Origin of the sequence: Streptomyces sp. NPDC088554 (assembly GCF_044752945.1) — a bacterium.
Taxonomy (GTDB): domain Bacteria; phylum Actinomycetota; class Actinomycetes; order Streptomycetales; family Streptomycetaceae; genus Streptomyces.
This window is the reverse complement of record NZ_JBIVMF010000018.1, coordinates 107406-126447: the sequence shown is the minus strand read 5'-3', so window position 1 is coordinate 126447 and position 19042 is coordinate 107406. Positions and strand designations below refer to the sequence as shown.

Genomic DNA, 19042 nt, shown 5'->3' with positions numbered 1-19042 from the left:
AGGTCGGCAGGTCGTGGAGTGGGTTCAGTGGGTTTTCACCGGTGCGGCTCTCCCAGCGGGGCGAGTGCGGCGCGGATCTCGTCGAGCGCGTCGACCAGTGTGCGCAGGGGTGTCCGGTAGGCCAGCGCGCTGACGCTCACCGCGCCGGAGGGGGCCGCCGCCGAGGTCGAGTACACCGGCAGGGCGAGGCAGTTGACGCCGGTCTCGTTCTCCTGGTCGTCGAGGGCGTAACCCCGGTCGCGGGTGATCCGCAGGTCGCGGTGGAGGTCGGCGGCCGTGCGCAGGGTCCGTGGTGTGCGGCGTACCGGGGGAGGGTCACCGATCCACGCCTCGACCTCTTCGAGCGTGGTCAACCGGTGGGAGAGCAGCAGTTTTCCGACGCCGGTGGTGTGGGCCGGGTTGCGCCCGCCCACCGTGGACGTCAGCCGGACGGCGCCGGTGGGCGGGTCGACCTTGGCACGGTAGACGACCTCGCGGCCCTCCAGGACCGCGTAGTGGGCCGTCTCGCCGAACCGGTCGGCCAGGCTTTCGAGTACGGGACGGATACGGACGTGCTCGGGGCGTGCCTCGTGGTGGGCGAAGGCCATCCGGAGGAACTCGTCCCCGAGTACGTAACGGCCACGCGCGTCCTGGTCGGCCAGCCCGGCCCGGCGCAGCGCGCCCAGCGCCCGGTGCACGGTCGGCTTGGGGCTGTCGATCGCCCGGGTCAGCTCCTCCAGCCCCGCGCCGTCGGGATGGCGGGCGAGCTCCTTCAGGACGGCGAGGACCCGGTCCGAACCCACGAGCCGGCCGCCCCCGGCGGCTGTCGCACCGTCCTCACCGGGGGCTGTCGAACCGTCGAGCGTCTGCGTATGCTTCATGGCGTTCCAAATATTAGACCGTTGTGTCGATTATTGGAAGGAATCCATGGTGAGGTTCCGCAGCGCACAGTGGTACGAGGGTCAGGACCGCAACGCCTATATCCACCGGGCGTGGATGCGGCGCGGCGTACCGGAGGACGCCTTCACCGGTCGGCCGCAGATCGCCATCGCCAACACCGCCTCGGAGCTGACCCCCTGCAACGCGCACCTGACCGAGGTCGCGGCCTCGGTCCGCAACGGTGTGTACGAGGCGGGCGGCATCCCGCTGGATCTGCCCGTGGTGTCGCTGGGCGAAACACAGGTGCGGCCCACCGCCATGCTCTGGCGCAATATGGCCGCGATGGCCACCGAGGAGATGCTCCGGGCCAACCCGATCGACGGGGTCGTCCTGTTGGGAGGCTGCGACAAGACCATTCCGTCGCTGCTCATGGCCGCCGCCTCGGTGGATCTGCCCGCCGTCGTCGTCCCCGGCGGCCCGATGCTGACCGGGACCTTCCGGGGCACACCGCTGGGCTGCGGGACCGATGTGTGGCGGCTGTCGGAGGAGGTCCGCGCGGGCACCCTCTCGCAGGAGCAGTTCACCCAGTCCGAGTCGTCGATGATCCGCAGCCGTGGCCACTGCAACACGATGGGGACCGCCTCGACGATGGCGCTGGTGGCGGAGGCCCTGGGCATGATCGTCCCCGGCGTCGCGGGCACCCCCGCGCCCGACAGCCGGCTGTTGGAGGCCGCGCACGGCACCGGCCGGCTGGCGGTGGAGATGGTGTCCGCCGACCGGCGTCCCCGTACGTTCCTGACCAGGGCGTCCTTCCACAACGCGATCGTGGCGCTGGCCGCCGTCGGCGGCTCGACCAACGCGGTCGTCCATCTGCTGGCCATCGCCGGCCGGCTGGGCATCGACCTGCCGCTCGACGACTTCGACCGCGTCGGCTCCCGCGTTCCGGTGCTCGTGGACCTCCAGCCGGCGGGCCGTTTCCTCATGGACGACCTCCACCGGGCCGGCGGGCTGCTCGCCGTCCTGCGCGAGGTCCGCGACCTGCTCGACCCCGACGCGCTGACCGTCTCCGGCAAGCCGCTGGTGAGCTATCTCGACGACGCCCCGATCTGGGACCCCGAGGTCATTCGTACCCGCTCGGCACCGCTCGTCGCCGAGGGCGGTATCGCCGTACTGCGCGGCAACCTCGCCCCCGACGGAGCGCTCATCAAGCCCGCGGCGGCCTCGCCGCACCTGCTGCGCCACCGCGGCCGGGCCGTGGTCTTCGACTCCATCGAGGACTTCCACGCCCGTATCGACGACCCCGCTCTCGATGTCGACGCCGATTCCGTCCTGGTCCTGCGCGGCTGCGGCCCGAAGGGTTACCCGGGCATGCCCGAGGTGTCGAACATGCCGCTGCCCAGGAAGCTGCTGGAGCAGGGCGTCCGTGACATGGTCCGGGTCTGCGACGGACGTATGAGCGGTACGGCGTACGGCACCGTCGTGCTGCACGTGGCCCCGGAAGCGGCGGCGGGCGGCCCGCTCGCGCTCGTACGGACCGGGGACTTCATCGTCCTCGACACCGAGGCCCGCCGCCTCGACCTCGACGTACCCGCCGGTGAACTCGCCCGCAGGGCCCCCGACGAGGCCACCGTCAAGGGCTTCGCCAACCCCCGCCGGGGCTGGGAGCGGCTCTATGTCGACCATGTCCTCCAGGCCGACACCGGCGCCGACCTGGACTTCCTCATCGGCTCCAGCGGTTCGGAGGTGAGCCGCGAGTCGCACTGACCGCCGGGATCCTTCCGTAACCTCTGCCCCGCAGGAGAGCCATGACGATCACCAGCACAGCTCTGGTCACCGCAGGCACCCGCGGACTCGGCGCCGCCGTCGCCGAACGGTTCAGGGCCGACGGGCCGGAGGCGGTGGCCCTCGGCCTCGACGGCGCCGACATCCGCGCGGACGTGACGGAGGAGGAGACCCTGCGCCGGGTCGCCGACGAGATCGGGCCCGTGGACATACTGGTCAACTCGCCGGGCATCGCCGGGCCGAACAAGCCGCTCACCGAGACCACTCCCGAGAAGGGACGCCGCGTCCTCGACGTCAACGTCCTGGGCACCGTGAACACCATGCGGATCCTCGTCCCCGGCATGCTCGACCGGGGCTGGGGCCGCGCGTACCGCGGAAGCCCGCGGCGAGGGCGTGCGGGCTTCCCGATCTTCCCCGACACCGCCGAGCAGGCTCGCGCCCCGGGCGGGCGGCACGGCTTCGGGGGCTTCGAGTACGACCGCACCGATCGCGCCCGGCATCCCCGCTCGGCCGACGCCCTCACCTGGTCCAGCGTCGATCACCTGGCCTTCTCGACGCCTTCCGCTCCGTCGACCTGATCGCGCCCCGGGACCCATCTGTGACCACTGTGACATGGCGCGCGAACACGCTCTAGCCGTTGAGTTCCTCCCGCGCGCGGCGGGACGGGCGGAAGGTGTACAGCTCCAGGATGCTGGGCGGGTCGGCGAGGCCGGGGCCGCCCGCGCGGATCCAGGACGTGATGTCGGCGGTGGCGTCGGGGTCGTTGACCAGGCCCAGCCAGACGGGACGGCCGCCGGCGGCGCGGCCCTCGGCGGAGGGCTGGACGACGATCACGTTGGCGTGCTCGCAGGCGTCCAGGCAGGGCACCGGGCGGACCCGGGCGGTATCGGCGAGGGACGCGCGCAACTCGGTGAGCTGGGCGGCGTGGTCGAGGCCGGGGATCTTCGGGGTGCCGCAGCAGCAGCCCCGGCAGACCGTGACGGTGGGCCGGGGCGCTCCCGGTATGCGCTGAGGTGTGGAACGGCGGCTCATGAGGGCAGATTACCGGCGCGCGTCCAGGCGGCCTCACGCAGGAGCCGCAGACCGTTGAGGCCGACGACGACGGTCGAGCCCTCGTGGCCGAGGACGCCCAGCGGCAGGGGCAGATGTCCGGCCAGGTCCCAGACGACCAGGACGGAGATGAACACCGACGCGATCACCAGGTTCTGCACGACCAGCCGGCGGGCCGCCCGGGAGAGGGCCACGACGGTGGGAACGGCGCCGAGTTCGTCCCGTACGACGATCGCGTCCGCGGTCTCCAGGGCCAGGTCGGAACCCGCGCGGCCCATGGCGATCCCGGTGTGCGCGGCGGCCAGCGCGGGGGCGTCGTTCACCCCGTCGCCCACGACCAGCACCGAGCGCCCGGCCCGCTCCAACTCCCGTACGACGGCGACCTTGTCGCCGGGGAGCAGTGCCGCCCGTACGTCGGTGATGCCGGCCTCGGCGGCGAGGCGCGCGGCGGCCCGGGGGTTGTCGCCGGTCACCAGGGTGGGGGCGGTGCCGGTCAGCGCGGTCAGCGCGCAGACGGTGGCGGCGGCCCCGGGGCGCAGCCGGTCCGCGATGCCGAGCACCCCGACGGGCGCGCCGTCGCGCCGTACCAGCACGGAGGTGTGTCCCTCCTCCTCCCACCGCGCGATGACGGGGGCGGCCGGTCCTTCGGTGTCGTACGCGAGCCGGGCGGGGGCGCCGACCTCGATCCGTACCCCGTCCACGGTCGCGCTCACACCGATGCCCGGCGCCGAGGTGAAGCCGTCCGCCGCCGGGACGGGCAGCCGCCGTTCGCGGGCGGCGCCGGTGACGGCGCGGGCCAGGGGGTGCTCGCTGGCGTGTTCGGCGGCGGCGGCCAGCGCCAGCAGCCCGTCCGCGTCGAGGCCGCTGCCGGGCAGCGGTTGGACGCCGCTGACCCGTGGCGTGCCCTCGGTCAGGGTGCCGGTCTTGTCCAGGGCGACCGCGTCGATCCGGCCGAGCCGCTCCATGACGACGGCGGACTTCACCAGCACCCCGTGGCGCCCGGCGTTGGCGATGGCGGACAGCAGCGGCGGCATGGTGGCCAGCACCACCGCGCACGGCGAGGCCACGATCATGAAGGTCATCGCCCGCAGCAGGGCGTCCGTGAGCGACGCGCCGAAGGCGAGCGGTACGGCGAAGACCGCCAGGGTGGCCAGCACCAGCCCCATGGAGTAGCGCTGTTCGACCTTCTCGATGAACAGCTGCGTCGGCGCCTTGGTCTCGGACGCCTCCGCGACCATCGCCACGATCCGGGCGATCACCGACTCGGAGGCGTCCCGTCCGACCTCGACCCGCAGTGCGCCGGAGCCGTTGAGGGTCCCGGCGAACACCTCGTCGCCCCGCTCCTTGACCACCGGCAGCGGCTCACCCGTGATGGTGGCCTGGTCGACCTCGCTGGCCCCCGTCAGCACCCGCCCGTCCGCGCCGACGCGCTCTCCCGGTCGTACGAGGATCGTGTCGCCCACCGTGAGCCCGGCGGCGGGCACGCTCTCCTCGCCGCCGTCGTCCGTCAGCCGGGTCGCCGTGGCGGGGGCCAGGTCGAGCAGCCCCCGTACCGAATCCTGGGTGCGCGCGGTGGCCAGGGCCTCCAGCGCGCCCGAGGTGGCGAAGATGACGATCAGCAGCGCGCCGTCCATCACCTGCCCGATCGCGGCGGCCCCGATCGCGGCCACGATCATCAGCAGATCGACATCGAGGGTGCGTTCCCGGAGCGCCCGGAGCCCGGACCGGGCGGGCTCCCAGCCCCCGGCCGCGTAGGCGAGCGCGTACAGCGGGCCGTAGCTCCACACCGGCGCGTCCGACAGCTGGAGGGGGAGCGCGGCCAGGAACAGCGCCAGGGACGCCAGGGCCCAGCGGGCCTCGGGCAGCGCGAGGACACGGGTACGGCGCCGGGGCACCGACGTCGCGCGGGCCGGAGCGGCCCCCTCGGAGCGCTGGGCCAGGAGAGAAGGCATGACAAAACAACCCTTCGCGGGCAGGAGAGGGCAACAGGAACACCATACAGGAACACATGAACAGATCTTCATGCGTGATCGCTAGACTGGACGCCATGGGTCATGGAGCCGACGCCGCGCACACCGCCACCACCCGCGACCGCCTGGACGCCGTGGGGCCCGCCGAGGTGGCCGCCACCCTCCAGGCGCTGGCCACCCCCTCCCGGCTGCGGATCCTCGCCCACCTCCAGGAAGGCCCCTGCGCGGCCGGTGATCTCGCCGAGGCCGTCGGCATGGAGCAGTCCGCCTGCTCCCATCAGCTCAGGCTGCTGCGCAACCTCGGCCTCGTGACCGGCGAACGCCAGGGCCGATCGGTCATCTACGCCCTGTACGACCACCATGTCGCCGAACTCCTCGACCAGGCCCTCTACCACGTCGAGCATCTGCGGCTGGGCCTGCGCGACGCCCCGGCCCCGGCGGCGGGGGCCGTCTGACCGGCCTGTCCGGCTACCGGATTTCCTCGGCGGACCTCGCGGGATCTCCCTGGCGGACGCCGTGAGATCTCCTCGGCGGACCCCGCGGGCGATCTGGGCCGGTGTCTCCGGAGTCCTCGGATACCGGAGACACCGGAGACACCGGAGATACGGAACACACCAAAAACACCGACAGCGGTACGGATCCGACCACCTGCACCTTCACCGGAGACGCCATCAGCACGCGGTACGGCACGGTCCAGCTCGCCGCCACCCTCAAGGCCGGGAAGCCGACCGGCGTCAAGGTCCTCCAGGTGCCGTCGCACCGGACGCGTCGTCGATGTCCAGGACCAGGGCGGTGACGAACCGTTCGGGCTCACCGGTCTGCGGGGCGAACGCGTTGTGCCGTACGACCGAGGACTCCAGGGCGTCCACGAGCCCCGTGAGGCTCGCCTCGCGGAAGGAGCCGAGCGCGGCGAAGGCCACCCCGATGGCGGGCAGCCCCTTGCCCTGGACGTCACCGATCAGCACCCGGGTGCCGTACGGCGAGGAGACGAGGTCGTAGATGTCACCGCCGACGAGCTTGTCCTCGTGCAGCGGCTCGTACGCACCGTCCATCAGCACCCGGGTGTCACGCAGCGGGAGCGGACGCAGGATGGAGCGCTGCATCGCGGTGGCGGTGGACCGCAGCCGCAGCAGTTCGTTCTCGTGGTGGATCCGGTACCGGCAGCCCAGCACACTCAGCACCCCGAAGACCACGGTGACGCAATAGGGCGGGGACGCTGTCGGCGCGCCGGTCGGGCCGGGACACCGGCGCCAGTACGGTCGCGACGGTGGACCAGCAGGCGGTCACTCCCTCGGGTCGCGCCGGCTTCTCCCACTCTCGGCCCCGTCCGGGTGGTGCGAGCGGCGGCGGGCAGGAGTGTGAGCGCGGCGGCGGATCCGGTACGGAAATCCGGTGCCGCCCGCTGTCCGTCCCCCGAAACCGCGAGGGGGGCGGACAGCGGCGCGTGCCATCCGTACGCTCAGCCGCCGAGGGCCGCCGAGACGACCGCCTCGGCCTCCTCCTGGACCCGCTCCAGATGACCGGCCCCGAGGAAGGATTCGGCGTAGATCTTGTAGACGTCCTCGGTCCCCGAGGGGCGGGCGGCGAACCACGCGTTCTCGGTGGTCACCTTGATGCCGCCGATGGCCTCGCCGTTGCCGGGCGCCCGGGTGAGCACCCCGGTGACCGGCTCCCCGGCGAGGGTGTCCGCGGTGACCTGCTCGGGCGAGAGCCTGGCCAGGACCGCCTTCTGCGGCGGGGTCGCGGGCGCGTCGATACGGGCGTACGCGGGCTCCCCGAACCGGTCGGTGAGCGCGCGGTAGTGCTCGGACGGCGTCCGGCCGGTCACCGCGAGGATCTCGGAGGCCAGCAGCGCCAGGATGATGCCGTCCTTGTCGGTGGTCCACGCCGAACCGTCGTGGCGCAGGAACGACGCCCCCGCCGACTCCTCCCCGCCGAAGCCGAGCGAGCCGTCGGACAGCCCGTCCACGAACCACTTGAAGCCGACCGGCACTTCGACCAGCTCGCGGCCGAGCCCGGCGGCGACCCGGTCGATCATCCCGGACGACACCAGCGTCTTGCCGATCCCCGCCGCGGCGGGCCATCGCTCGCGGTGCGCGTACAGATAGCCGATCGCCGTGGCGAGATAGTGGTTCGGGTTCATCAGCCCGCCGTCCGGGGTGACGATGCCGTGCCGGTCCGCGTCGGCGTCGTTGCCGGTGGAGATCTGGAAACGGTCGCTCCGCTCGATCAGCGAGGCCATGGCGTACGGCGACGAGCAGTCCATCCGGATCTTCCCGTCCCAGTCCAGCGTCATGAACCGCCAGGTCGGGTCGGTGAGCGGATTGACCACGGTGAGGTCCAGCCGGTGCTGCTCGGCGATCCGGCCCCAGTACGCGACCGACGCGCCGCCCAGCGGATCGGCTCCGATGCGCACCCCGGCGGCGCGTACCGCGTCCAGGTCGAGGACGGCGGGCAGGTCCGACACGTACGTACCGAGGAAGTCGTACCGCCCGGTCGTCGGCGCGGCCAGGGCGCGCGTGCAGGGCAGCCGTCGTACGTCCTTGAGGCCGCCCGCGATGATCTCGTTGGCCCGGTCCTGGATCCAGTCGGTCGCCGCCGACCCGGCCGGGCCGCCGCTCGGCGGGTTGTACTTGAAGCCGCCGTCGGCGGGCGGGTTGTGGGACGGGGTGACGACGACACCGTCGGCCAGGCCCGAGGTCCGGCCCCGGTTGTGGGTGACGATCGCGTGCGAGACCGCCGGGGTGGGCGTGTAGCCGTCGGCGCTGTCGATGAGCACCGTCACCCCGTTGGCGGCGAACACCTCGACGGCGGTCACCCGGGCCGGCTCGGACAGCGCGTGCGTGTCGGCGCCGAGGAAGAGCGGCCCGTCGGTGCCCTGCCGGGCCCGGTACTCGCAGATCGCCTGACTGGTCGCGGCGATGTGGTCCTCGTTGAAGGCGGTGGCCAGCGCCGACCCCCGGTGGCCCGAGGTCCCGAACGCCACTCGCTGACCCGGCTCACTCGGGTCGGGGTGCAGCGCGTAGTACGAGGTCACCAGCCGGGCGACATCGATGAGCTCCTCCGGCCGCGCCTGCTGTCCCGCTCGTTCGTGCGGCATCTGCGCACTCCTCCAGATCGATTGCTGCTTCATGACGCTCTGTATCGATCAATTCTGTCCGATACGGTCCGGAGGTCATCTTCCCCGGGTTCGCCCCTCCGAGGCCCGTCCCGCCGTTCGTTACGATGGTCCATCACGCCACCGAAGGGGCGAGGATGGCCACCATCAGGGACGTCGCCGAGCGGGCCGGGGTCGCGCCGAGCACCGTCTCGTACGTGTTCAACGGCTCCCGGTCCATCTCCGAGGAGACCCGGCTGCGCGTGCGAGAGGCCGTGGAGGCGCTCGGCTACCACCCACGGGCCAGCGCCAGGACCCTGCGCAGCAGCCGTACCCATGTACTCGCCCTGGCGCTGCCGCGCGCGGCCGGGGGGCGGCCCTCCGTGGACGGCCGGTTCGCCATCGAGGTCAGCGACGCGGCCAACGTCCTCGGCTTCGATCTGCTGCTCACCACGTCCCAGGACAAGGCCGAGGGGCTGCGCCGGGTGGCCCGCAGCGGGCTGGCCGACGCGGCGGTCCTGATGGCGGTCGACATGGAGGACGCCCGGATCGACGTCGTACGGGAACTGGGCTTCCCGGCGGCGCTGATCGGGCGGCCCGCCGACGAGGACGCGCTCCCCTGGACCGACCTCGACTGGGAGGCGGCGGCGGCCCTCGCGGTGCGCGAACTGGCCGCCGCCGGACACCGCGCGATGGTGTACCTGGCGCCCGGTGAGGCGGAGGTCAGGGGGCGGCGCAGTTACGCGCTGCGCGGGATCGCCGGGGCGCGCCGGGGGGCCGGGGCGACCGGAGCCGCCGTCAAGGTGGTGCACTCCGTGGGCGATCCCGCCCGGCTGGCGCACCGGCTGCGCGGGCTGCTCGGGGACGCGGGCGGGCGGCCGACCGCCCTGATCGTGCAGCACGCCTCCGCGCACCACCACATCCTGGCGTCGGTGACGGCGGAGGGGCTCCGGGTGCCCGAGGACCTCACGGTCGTCGTCATCGGTACGCTCCCGGGCGACCCGTCGAGCCGCCGGCTGCCCCGGATCGAGCTGCCGGTCGGGACGCTGGCCGCCGAGGTCACCCGGCTCGCCGTGTCCGCCGCGGCGGCGCTGCGCGAGGACGGCGCGCGGGGTCCCGGGCCCAGCGAGCGCCTGCTCGCCGACTCCGTCGGCCATCTGCTGATCGCCCCGGTCCTGCTGCCGGGCGATTCCCCGCTCGGCTCACCCGACGGGCCCTGACGCCCGTACCGCGGCCGGAACACCCCCTTGTCGCCGTTTCGGCGAGCGCCTAGCATCGCCGCAGCATCGATCGAATCGATTCGACTGTACGACTCCCCGCGCGGCCTCCCGTCCTCCTCCGTCCACCGCGGGACAGTACGGCTGGGTTCCGTGTGGCGGCGCGGCTGGTTCCGTGAGGCGCCAGGGCCGCACGGCTGTGGACAGCGACGAGCAGAGAGCGGGAGCACTGATGAAGTTCACCGACGGGTACTGGCTGATGCGCCCCGGCGTCACCGCGCGCCACGCGGTCTCGGTCGCCGACGCCGTCGTCACCGACGACCGGGTCACGCTCCACGCCCCGGTCGCCCGGGTGACACACCGCGGCGACACACTCAACAGCCCCCTGCTGACGGTGGAATGCTGGTCACCGGCCGAGGGCGTGATCGGTGTCCGCGTCACCCACCACGGCGGCCGGGCGCCCCGGCGCCCCGAGTTCGCGCTCGCCGTCGGTACGGACGGCACCGGGGCCAAGGCCGTCAGGGAGGGGTCGGTGATCGAGCTGATCTCCGGCGACCTCGCCCTGCGCACCGACACCGACGCCCCCTGGCAGCTGGATTTCATCGCGGGCGGGCGGACCCTGACCTCCCTCGGCGCGCGCGGCGCCGGTTTCGCCACCGACGCCGAGGACCGGCACTTCATGCTCGCGCAGCTGTCGCTGGGCGTCGGCGAGAGTGTGTACGGACTCGGCGAGCGCTTCACCCCGTTCGTCAAGAACGGCCAGACCGTGGACATCTGGCAGGCGGACGGCGGCACCAGCAGCGAACAGGCGTACAAGAACATCCCGTTCCACCTCACCAACCGGGGGTACGGCGTCTTCGTCAACCATCCCGGGAAGGTGTCGTACGAGGTGGGCTCGGAGGCCGTGGGACGGGTCCAGTTCAGTGTCGAGGACCAGAGCCTGGAGTTCTACGTGATCCACGGCCCGGGACCCCGCGAGATCCTCGCCCGGTACACCGCGCTCACCGGCCGTCCCGCGCTGCCGCCCGCCTGGTCCTTCGGGCTGTGGCTCTCCACCTCCTTCACCACCTCCTACGACGAGGCGACGGTGAACCGCTTCGTCCAGGGCATGGCCGACGCCGAAATCCCGCTGAGCGTCTTCCACTTCGACTGTTTCTGGATGCGCGAGTACCAGTGGAGCGACTTCGTCTGGGACCCGGAGGTCTTCCCCGATCCGGAGGGCATGCTGGCCCGGCTGAAGGAACGGGGACTACGGATCTGCGCCTGGATCAACCCGTACATCGCGCAGAAGTCCCCGCTCTTCGCCGAGGGGATGGCCGAGGGCTATCTGCTGCGGAAGCCGGACGGCGATGTCTGGCAGTGGGACCGCTGGCAGCCGGGGATGGCCCTGGTCGACTTCACCAACCCGGCCGCGTGCACCTGGTACACCGACAAGCTGCGGGTCCTGCTCGACCAGGGCGTGGACTGCTTCAAGACCGACTTCGGCGAGCGCGTCCCGCTCGACGTGGTCTGGCACGACGGCTCCGACCCCGAGCGCATGCACAACTACTACACGCAGATCTACAACGAGACCGTCCACGATCTGCTCCTGAGGGAGCGCGGCGAGGGCGAGGCCGTCGTCTTCGCGCGCTCCGCCACCACCGGGGGCCAGCGGCTGCCGGTGCACTGGGGCGGCGACTGCGAGTCCACCTTCGAGGCGATGGCCGAGTCGCTGCGCGGTGGGCTCTCCCTCGGGCTGTCCGGCTTCGGCTTCTGGAGCCATGACATCGGCGGTTTCGAGGGCACCCCGACCCCCGCCGTCTTCAAACGCTGGGTGCAGTTCGGCCTGCTCTCCTCGCACAGCAGGCTGCACGGCTCCAAGTCCTACCGGGTGCCGTGGGACTACGGCGACGAGGCCGTCGCCGTCACCCGCGCCTTCACCCGGCTCAAACACCGGCTGATGCCGTACCTCTACCGCGCGGCGACCCAGGCCGGGGAGCTGGGCACGCCCATGATGCGCGCGATGCTCGTGGAGTTCCCCGACGACCCGGCCTGCCACCCGCTGGACCGGCAGTACATGCTCGGCGACGATCTGCTGGTGGCCCCCGTCTTCACCGAGGACGGCACCGTCGACTACTACGTGCCCGAGGGCACCTGGACCCAGGTGCTCACCGGCGCCGAGGTCTCCGGACCCGGCTGGCGGCGCGAGACCCACGGGTTCGACACACTGCCCCTGCTGGCCAGACCGGGCGCGGTGATCCCGTTCGGCGCCACCGACGAGGCGCCCGAGTACGACTGGGCCGACGGTGTGACACTGCGGGTGTACGCCCCGGCCCCGGCCTCCGTCGAGGGCGGCGCGGACGTGGTCACCACCATCCCGCTGCCCGACGGCTCCGGCGCCGCCGCGGTCTTCACCACCCGGCGCTCCGGCGACGGGATCGTCGTCGAGACCGAGAGCCGACTCCCTTGGAACGTCCTGCTGATGGGCGCCGCCCCGGCCGGTGACGCGGTCGCCGACCCGCTCGGCGCGCTCTACCGCTGCCCGGCGGGAACCCGTCGCCTGACCGCGAGTTGGTGAGCGGCGCGGGCCTGGCGCTAGGTTGGCGCGATGATCACGGAGACGGACACACCGAAGAGGAAGAAGAGGAAGAAGGAGGGCGGTGGGAAGGACGGGGGAGGGCTCGTACGGTCGTCCCTGCTGATGGCCCTGGGCACCGTGGTGTCCCGGGCCACCGGACTGATCCGGCAGATACTCCAGGCCGCGGCCCTCGGCACGGGGCTGCTGGCCAGTACGTACAACACCGCGAACACCGTGCCCACGAGCCTGTACACACTGCTGATCGGCGGGGCGCTCAACGCGGTGCTCGTACCCCAGCTGGTACGGGCCAGGGCCACGGACGCGGACGGCGGACGGGCGTACGAACAGCGGCTGGTGACGCTCGTCCTCTGTCTTCTGGGCGCCGGGACCGCGCTGGCGGTGTGGGCGGCCCCGGGGATCGTCGGCCTCTATATGAGGGACACCCCCGACACCCACGCGGCCTTCGAACTCACCGTGGTCTTCGCCCGGTTCCTGCTGCCACAGATCTTCTTCTACGGACTGTTCGCGATCCTGGGCCAAGTTCTCAACGCCCGCGAGAAGTTCGGGGCGATGATGTGGACCCCGGTGCTCAACAACACCGTACTGATCGGCATGTTCGCGTGCTATCTGGGACTGATGACGGTCCCCGACCGGGTCGAGGACATCACCACTGCCCAGGTGCGGCTGCTGGGGATCGGCACGACCTGCGGCATCGCCCTCCAGGCCGTCGCGCTGATCCCCTTCGTCCGCGCCAGTGGCTTCCGCTTCCGGCCCCGGTTCGACTGGCGGGGCACCGGGCTGGGCAGGAGCGCGCACGCCGCGAAGTGGACCCTGCTGTTCGTCCTGGTCAACCAGGTGGCGCTGACCGTCGTCACGAACTACGCCAACGCCGTCGACGCCGAACTTCCGCACTCCGGCGCCGGATACACCGCGTACAGCTACGCGCAGACCATCTGGCTGCTGCCACAGTCCATCGTCACCGTCTCCCTGGTCACCGCGCTGCTGCCGCGCTTGAGCAGAGCCGCCGCCGAGGGCCGGATCCAGGATCTGCGCGCCGACCTCACCCGCGCGCTGCGGCTGACGGGCGTGGTCATCGTGCCTGCCGGATTCCTCTTCCTCGCCCTCGGACCGTGGATCGCGGAGCTGCTCTTCGCCCATGGCGCGGCCGACGCCGCCTCAGTCCGGCCGATGGGACACATGCTCCAGGCGTTCGGCCTCGGCCTGATCCCCTTCTCCGTCCAGTACGTACTGCTGCGCGCCTTCTACGCCTTCGAGGACACCCGCACCCCGTTCCTGATGGCCGCGTGGACCGCCGCCGTCAATATCGCCCTGGCCACCGGGTGCCATCTACTGCTGCCCGCGCGTTGGGCGGTCACCGGGATGGCCGCCGCGTACACCCTGTCGTACGTCGCCGGGCTCGCCCTGACCGTGTGGCGGCTGCGCCGGAGGCTCGGCGGGCCGATCGGTGAGGGCCGGGCCCTGGGCGCCGGTTATGCGAAGTTCTTCCTCGCCGCCGCCCCGGCCGCCGCCCTCGGCGTGGCCGCTGCCCGCGCCTGTGCCGACGTGCTGCCGGGGGCGGTGGGTACGGGCATCCGGACGACCGCACTGGCGGCGGCGGCGGGGACGGTCGTCCTGGCCGTGGTGTACCTCGTTCTCGCGCGGCTGTTGAAGACCGAGGAGGTACGCGCGCTGCCCGGCCTCCGGTAGGCGTTTTTCTCGGCGGATCGCCCGGAGTGGGGGCGAAGTGCGCGGGGACCGTGATCTTCATCGGTGATCATGTTTATCCACGGCACCGATCGGTCGCTCCGGCGGCGGCCCTCGCCCCCGTGGCCAGGGCCGACGAGGCCGTCTCCGCGACGGCCCGGGGCCTGCTGGGCGCGGGCTGGCGGCGGCACCCCGGGCGGCGGCGGTCCGGGCGACCCGGTCTACCCCGTGCTCGGCAACACCGGATACCGCGTCTCGGCGTACCTGCTGGACTTCACGTACCGCGCCGACACCCGGCTCGTCGACGCGTGCGTCACCCTCACCGCCCGCGCCGCCCAGAACCTCTCCCGCTTCTCCCTGGACCTGTTCGGCCCGGTCGTCCACGCGGTCACGGTGGGCGGTCGAACAGCTCGCGGAGAAACTGATCGTCACCCCGGCCTCGTGCGTCAGGAACGGCTCCCCGCTGACGGTACGGATCGACCACACCGCCGACCCGTGCAAGCTCCAGCCGCCGCGCAACGGCTGGGTGCCCACCCTCGACGGATTCGCCGTGGCCGGGCAGCCGGAGCTGGCGCGCACGGTGTTCCCGTGCAACGACCACCCCAGTGGCCAGTGGCGCGAGGACGGGGCCCGGTTGCCTCCCCGACCGCCGCTGATCTCTTCCACAGCCAGCGCTGCCTCGGAGGAGTGCTCACCCTGTACGCGCTGTGGAACCTGGTCGGCGAGGAGACCTTCGCCAGGATCGACCACACCTTCGTCGACCGGTACCGCAACGCCGACGCGTCCACCCAGGACTGCATCGCGGTCGCCTCCGAGGTCTCCGGACAGGATCTGTCCGGCTTCCTCGGCGACTGGCTGTACGGCACGAAGACCCCGAGGATGCCCGGCCACCCCGACGGGACCGTCACCCCGCCGAGGAGCACCATCGCCACCCCGCGCGAGGAGCTGACGGGCGCCCCGAAGGGCGGGGCCGGCGCCGCGCTGGGCTGAGGCCGGCGTCCAGCGGATGCGGGATCGACGGGCGACGACGATGGTGGACGTGAGTACGTTCCGAGCGAGGAGTCCGAACATGTCGATGCTCGACAAGCTGAAGAGCCTCATCAAGGGGCGTGAAGGCATGGTCCGCCAAGGTGTGGACAAGGCCGGTGACGCGTTCGACCGGAAGACCGGGAACAAGTACAAGAGCCAGGTCGACATGGCGCAGAAGAAGATCAACGAGCAGCTCGGCACGGAGGAGCCCCCGCCCTCCGGAGACCGCCCGCCGCAGAGCTGACCCCTCCCTCCCTGAGCCCACCCCGCCCGACGGAGGTCCCGGGCCCGAGCGTGCCCGGCGCGCTCGGGCCCGGGCACGCGCGGGGAGGTACGAGGCGGCTCCCGTCTCGTACGGACCCGGCCGCCGCCCCTCCCCGTACGGCCCAGCAAGAGTCACCCTCCACCGGCGGGCGGGCCGAGAGTGGAGCCGTACGGACCCACCCACGGACCCCGGAGCCCGCCATGACCTGTCACAGCCGCCGTGACCTCGGACTGCTCGCCCTGCGACTGGGCACCGGAGGGGTGCTCGCCGCGCACGGAGCGCAGAAACTCCTCGGCTGGTTCGGCGGCGGGGGGATCGACGGCACCGCCCAGTCGATGGAGGCCATGGGCTTCAGACCCGGCAGACGGAACGCGCTCGCCGCCGGGGCGGCCGAAGCGGGCGGCGGGCTGCTGCTGGCGCTCGGGCTGGCCACCCCGGCGGCCGGGGCCGCGGCGGCGGGCGGCATGGCGGGCGCGGTGGCGGTGCACTGGTCCGGCGGGTTCTTCGCCCAGTCGGGCGGCTTCGAGTACCCGGCCCTCCTCGGCTGGACCGCGGCCTCCATCGGCCTCATCGGCGCGGGCCGCTACTCCCTCGACCACGCCACCTGCCACGCCCTCGACCGGCACTGGATGGTCCCCGTCGCCTTCATGGTGAGCGCGGCGGCCGCGGCCACGGTCGTCCGCAAACGCGCCAGGGACCTGGCGGCGGACGCCGAGGCGGCCGGGCCGGTCGTCGCCGAGTTCTGACCGGGCCGATGGCGGGTGGGCCGGGCCGCGTACCCTTGCCGACGTCGGCGCGTACCCCACGACGGGGGCGCGACCCTATTGACCGGCAGGGAGTGACGCCGTGCTGCGCACCATGCTCAAATCCAAGATCCACCGGGCCACCGTGACCCACGCCGACCTGCACTACGTCGGCTCCGTCACCGTGGACGCCGCGCTGCTGGAGGCCGCCGATCTGCTGCCCGGTGAACTCGTGCACATCGTCGACATCGACAACGGCGCCCGGCTCGAAACGTATGCCATCGAGGGCGAACGCGGCTCCGGAGTCATCGGCATCAACGGCGCCGCCGCCCATCTGGTCCACCCCGGGGACCTGGTGATCCTCATCAGTTACGCCCAGCTCGACGACGCCGAGGCGCGGGCGCTCACCCCGAGGATCGTCCACGTCGGCCCGGACAACCGGGTGGTCGAGCTGGGTACGGACGCGTCGGCGCCCGTACCGGACAGCGGTACGGTACGCGGCCCGCACGCCGTCGCGCCGGGGACGCGTCCGTAGCGGCCGCCCCGCTCGCGCTGCTGCACACCTCCCCGGCCCATCTCCCGGTCTTCGACGCCCTGCGGGACGCGGACCACCCGGGGCTCGCGCTGCGCCATCTCGTCCACGAGGAGTTGCTGACCCGCGCCGGGGCCGGGCGGCCGGGCGCGCGGGCGGCCGTCGGGCGAACCCGTCCGGATGACGGCCGCGCGCGGTGGCAGGCGCTCCGGGAGACATTGGGAACGGACACTTCCGTCACCTCTGGAGGACAGGCATGACCAGCCCGCCCGTACCGCCGGCTCCCCCCGGTCCGCTGCCGGGGCCCGGTCCCGTACCGAGCCCCATCCCCATGCCGCCGCCCCCGGCGCCCATCCCCGGCCCCGACCCGGTACCGGGCCCGCCGGACCCCGGCCCCGTACCGGAGCCGGAGCCCAGGCCGTTCTAGGCCGTCGGGTGCGTCAGCGTCAGCTCGCGACCTCGGAGCGGTCGCCGCCCCACAGGGTGTGGAACGCGCCCTCGCGGTCCGTGCGCCGGTAGGTGTGCGCGCCGAAGAAGTCGCGCTGGCCCTGGGTCAGCGCGGCGGGCAGCCGCTCGGCGCGCAGCGCGTCGTAGTACGAGAGCGCCGCGGCGAAGCCCGGGGTCGGCACACCCTGCTGGACGGCGGCGGAGATGACCGCGCGCCAGTCGTCCTGCGCCGCGCCGATCTCCTCGGCGAAGCCCTTGTCGGAGAGCAGGCTCGGCAGGTCGCTCCGCGTGTCGTACGCCTCGCGGATCCGGTCGAGGAACGCCGCGCGGATGATGCAGCCCTCGCGCCAGATGGAGGCGACCGCGCCGAGGTCGATGTCCCAGCCGTACTCCTCGCTGCCCGCCTGGATCTGGTGGAAGCCCTGGGTGTACGACACGATCTTCGACGCGTACAGCGCCTGCTCGACCCGGTCGGCGAAGCGCGCCGCGTCGGCCTCGCCCAGCGGCGTCGCGGTCGGGCCCGGCAGCGTGCGGGACGCCTCGCGCAGCCCGGCGTGGCCGGACAGCGAGCGGGCGAAGACCGCCTCGGCGATACCGGAGACCGGGATACCGAGGTCGAGGGCGATCTGCACGGTCCAGCGGCCGGTGCCCTTCTGCTCGGCCTGGTCGACCACGACATCCACGAAGGGCTTGCCGGTGGCCGCGTCCGTGTGGGCGAGGACCTCGGCGGTGATCTCGATCAGATACGAGTCGAGCCGGCCGGTGTTCCACGCCTTGAAGGTCTCCGCGATCTTCGCGGGGGAGTACCCGGCGACGGACCGCAGCAGGTGGTACGCCTCGGCGATCAGCTGCATGTCGGCGTACTCGATGCCGTTGTGCACCATCTTCACGAAGTGACCGGCGCCGTCCGGGCCGATGTGCGTGGAGCAGGGCGTGCCGTCCTTCGCCTTGCCGGCGATCTTCTCCAGCAGCGGGCCGAGCGACGCGTACGACTCGACCGAGCCGCCGGGCATGATGCTCGGGCCGTGCAGCGCGCCCTCCTCGCCGCCGGAGATGCCCACGCCGACGAAGTGGATACCGCGCTCGCGCAGGTCCTTCTCACGGCGCCGGGTGTCGGCGAAGTGCGCGTTGCCGCCGTCGATGATGACGTCGCCCTCTTCGAGCAGCGGGGCGAACTCCTCGATGACGGCGTCCGTGGGCTCGCCCGCCTTCACCATGATGACCAGCCGGCGGGGCCGCTCCAGCGCCGCGACGAACTCCTCGGCCGACTCGGCCGGGATGAACGTGCCCTCGTCACCGAACTCGTCCGCCAGGGCCAGGGTCTTCGACGCGGTGCGGTTGTGCAGGGCGACGGTGAAGCCGTTGCGGGCGAAGTTCCTGGCGAGGTTGCGGCCCATCACCGCGAGCCCCGTGACGCCGATCTGGGCAGTACCACTCATGCGTGTGCTCCTGGATATCCGTCGGATGTGCCGTGCCCTGCGCGATCGGGCCCTTCGGAAGGGGAGGGACCCGACCGGAGAGGGATACGTAGCGACGAACACGGCTGTTCAACAATGATCAAGCGGCCCGGAACCTCAGGTATTTCCGGTCTGTCGCATCGTGCCGTGTTCACCGCGCGAACGCGAGAGGCGTCCAGCGGATGAACCCGGACGGGCGGTGGACCGGCCCGCCGTCCACCACATCGGGCGCCGGTCCGGGGGCTCCGCCGTGTCCAAGCGGGCGGTGACCCGCGCTACGGCGCTGACCAGGCCGGACGGCCCCGGCGTTACGGGCAGGGACGGGCACAGCAGG

General features: G+C 72.5%; 16 protein-coding genes and 1 pseudogene. 11 read left to right on the top strand and 6 right to left on the bottom strand.

The features are described from left to right. Positions 1-35: 35 nt before the first annotated feature. Positions 36-860 carry an IclR family transcriptional regulator gene (locus ACIP8W_RS21910; RefSeq protein WP_401957097.1) on the bottom strand — a complete coding sequence of 275 codons (825 nt, stop codon included), beginning with the start codon at positions 858-860 and terminating at the stop codon, positions 36-38. A gap of 46 nt (positions 861-906) precedes the next feature. On the opposite strand from ACIP8W_RS21910, the gene ACIP8W_RS21905 reads away from it, so the two are divergent. Next, on the top strand, positions 907-2622 hold the full coding sequence (locus ACIP8W_RS21905) for an IlvD/Edd family dehydratase (protein ID WP_401957100.1): 1716 nt from the start codon (positions 907-909) through the stop codon (positions 2620-2622). A 41-nt stretch (positions 2623-2663) separates the two neighbouring features. After that, positions 2664-3218: an SDR family NAD(P)-dependent oxidoreductase gene (locus ACIP8W_RS21900; protein ID WP_402204241.1), complete on the top strand. Its 555-nt coding sequence runs from the start codon at positions 2664-2666 to the stop codon at positions 3216-3218. A gap of 52 nt (positions 3219-3270) precedes the next feature. Here ACIP8W_RS21900 and ACIP8W_RS21895 read toward each other — a convergent pair whose 3' ends face one another. Together ACIP8W_RS21895 and ACIP8W_RS21890 are read right to left on the bottom strand one after the other, a co-directional pair. Then, positions 3271-3672: a (2Fe-2S) ferredoxin domain-containing protein gene (locus ACIP8W_RS21895; RefSeq protein WP_401957105.1), complete on the bottom strand. Its 402-nt coding sequence runs from the start codon at positions 3670-3672 to the stop codon at positions 3271-3273. After that, positions 3669-5642 (bottom strand): heavy metal translocating P-type ATPase, encoded by a 1974-nt coding sequence (locus tag ACIP8W_RS21890; RefSeq protein ID WP_402204239.1) that lies wholly within the window; start codon positions 5640-5642, stop codon positions 3669-3671. Before ACIP8W_RS21890 ends, ACIP8W_RS21895 begins: the two co-directional genes overlap by 4 nt. 95 nt (positions 5643-5737) lie before the next feature. On the opposite strand from ACIP8W_RS21890, the gene ACIP8W_RS21885 reads away from it, so the two are divergent. Beyond that, positions 5738-6115, top strand: a complete 378-nt coding sequence (locus tag ACIP8W_RS21885; protein WP_401957111.1) for an ArsR/SmtB family transcription factor — start codon at positions 5738-5740, stop codon at positions 6113-6115. A 279-nt stretch (positions 6116-6394) separates the two neighbouring features. Here the strand turns inward: ACIP8W_RS21885 and ACIP8W_RS21880 are convergent, their stop codons facing one another. Next, entirely contained in the window at positions 6395-6853 is a 459-nt protein-coding gene (locus ACIP8W_RS21880; protein WP_402204237.1) for a SpoIIE family protein phosphatase, read from the bottom strand. Positions 6854-7119: 266 nt separating this feature from the next. Further along, entirely contained in the window at positions 7120-8760 is a 1641-nt protein-coding gene (gene pgm, locus ACIP8W_RS21875; RefSeq protein WP_401957114.1) for a phosphoglucomutase (alpha-D-glucose-1,6-bisphosphate-dependent), read from the bottom strand. Positions 8761-8915: 155 nt separating this feature from the next. Here pgm and ACIP8W_RS21870 point away from each other — a divergent pair, with 155 nt between their 5' ends. The 8 genes and pseudogenes from ACIP8W_RS21870 to ACIP8W_RS21835 form a co-directional block, all read left to right on the top strand. Beyond that, positions 8916-9977: a LacI family DNA-binding transcriptional regulator gene (locus ACIP8W_RS21870; protein ID WP_401957117.1), complete on the top strand. Its 1062-nt coding sequence runs from the start codon at positions 8916-8918 to the stop codon at positions 9975-9977. Positions 9978-10206: 229 nt separating this feature from the next. After that, a complete protein-coding gene (gene yicI, locus ACIP8W_RS21865) occupies positions 10207-12531 on the top strand; it encodes an alpha-xylosidase (protein ID WP_402204234.1) in 2325 nt (774 codons plus the stop codon). Between the two features lie 30 nt (positions 12532-12561). Next, on the top strand, positions 12562-14238 hold the full coding sequence (gene murJ / locus ACIP8W_RS21860) for a murein biosynthesis integral membrane protein MurJ (RefSeq protein WP_402204233.1): 1677 nt from the start codon (positions 12562-12564) through the stop codon (positions 14236-14238). 585 nt (positions 14239-14823) lie between these two features. Beyond that, positions 14824-15225 (top strand): hypothetical protein, encoded by a 402-nt coding sequence (locus ACIP8W_RS21855; protein ID WP_402204231.1) that lies wholly within the window; start codon positions 14824-14826, stop codon positions 15223-15225. A 79-nt stretch (positions 15226-15304) separates the two neighbouring features. Then, entirely contained in the window at positions 15305-15508 is a 204-nt protein-coding gene (locus ACIP8W_RS21850) for an antitoxin (RefSeq protein WP_401957125.1), read from the top strand. A gap of 221 nt (positions 15509-15729) precedes the next feature. Then, the gene (locus ACIP8W_RS21845; protein ID WP_401957127.1) at positions 15730-16275 is read left to right on the top strand and encodes a DoxX family membrane protein; all 546 of its coding nucleotides are present in this window, start codon (positions 15730-15732) and stop codon (positions 16273-16275) included. A 100-nt stretch (positions 16276-16375) separates the two neighbouring features. After that, on the top strand, positions 16376-16807 hold the full coding sequence (gene panD / locus ACIP8W_RS21840) for an aspartate 1-decarboxylase (RefSeq protein WP_401957130.1): 432 nt from the start codon (positions 16376-16378) through the stop codon (positions 16805-16807). Between the two features lie 17 nt (positions 16808-16824). Further along, positions 16825-16962: pseudogene (locus tag ACIP8W_RS21835) on the top strand (arylsulfatase); the annotation flags it as partial. Positions 16963-17250: 288 nt separating this feature from the next. On the opposite strand, the gene gndA reads toward ACIP8W_RS21835, so the two are convergent. Beyond that, a complete protein-coding gene (gene gndA, locus ACIP8W_RS21830; protein WP_401957133.1) occupies positions 17251-18690 on the bottom strand; it encodes an NADP-dependent phosphogluconate dehydrogenase in 1440 nt (479 codons plus the stop codon). Positions 18691-19042: the final 352 nt, after the last annotated feature.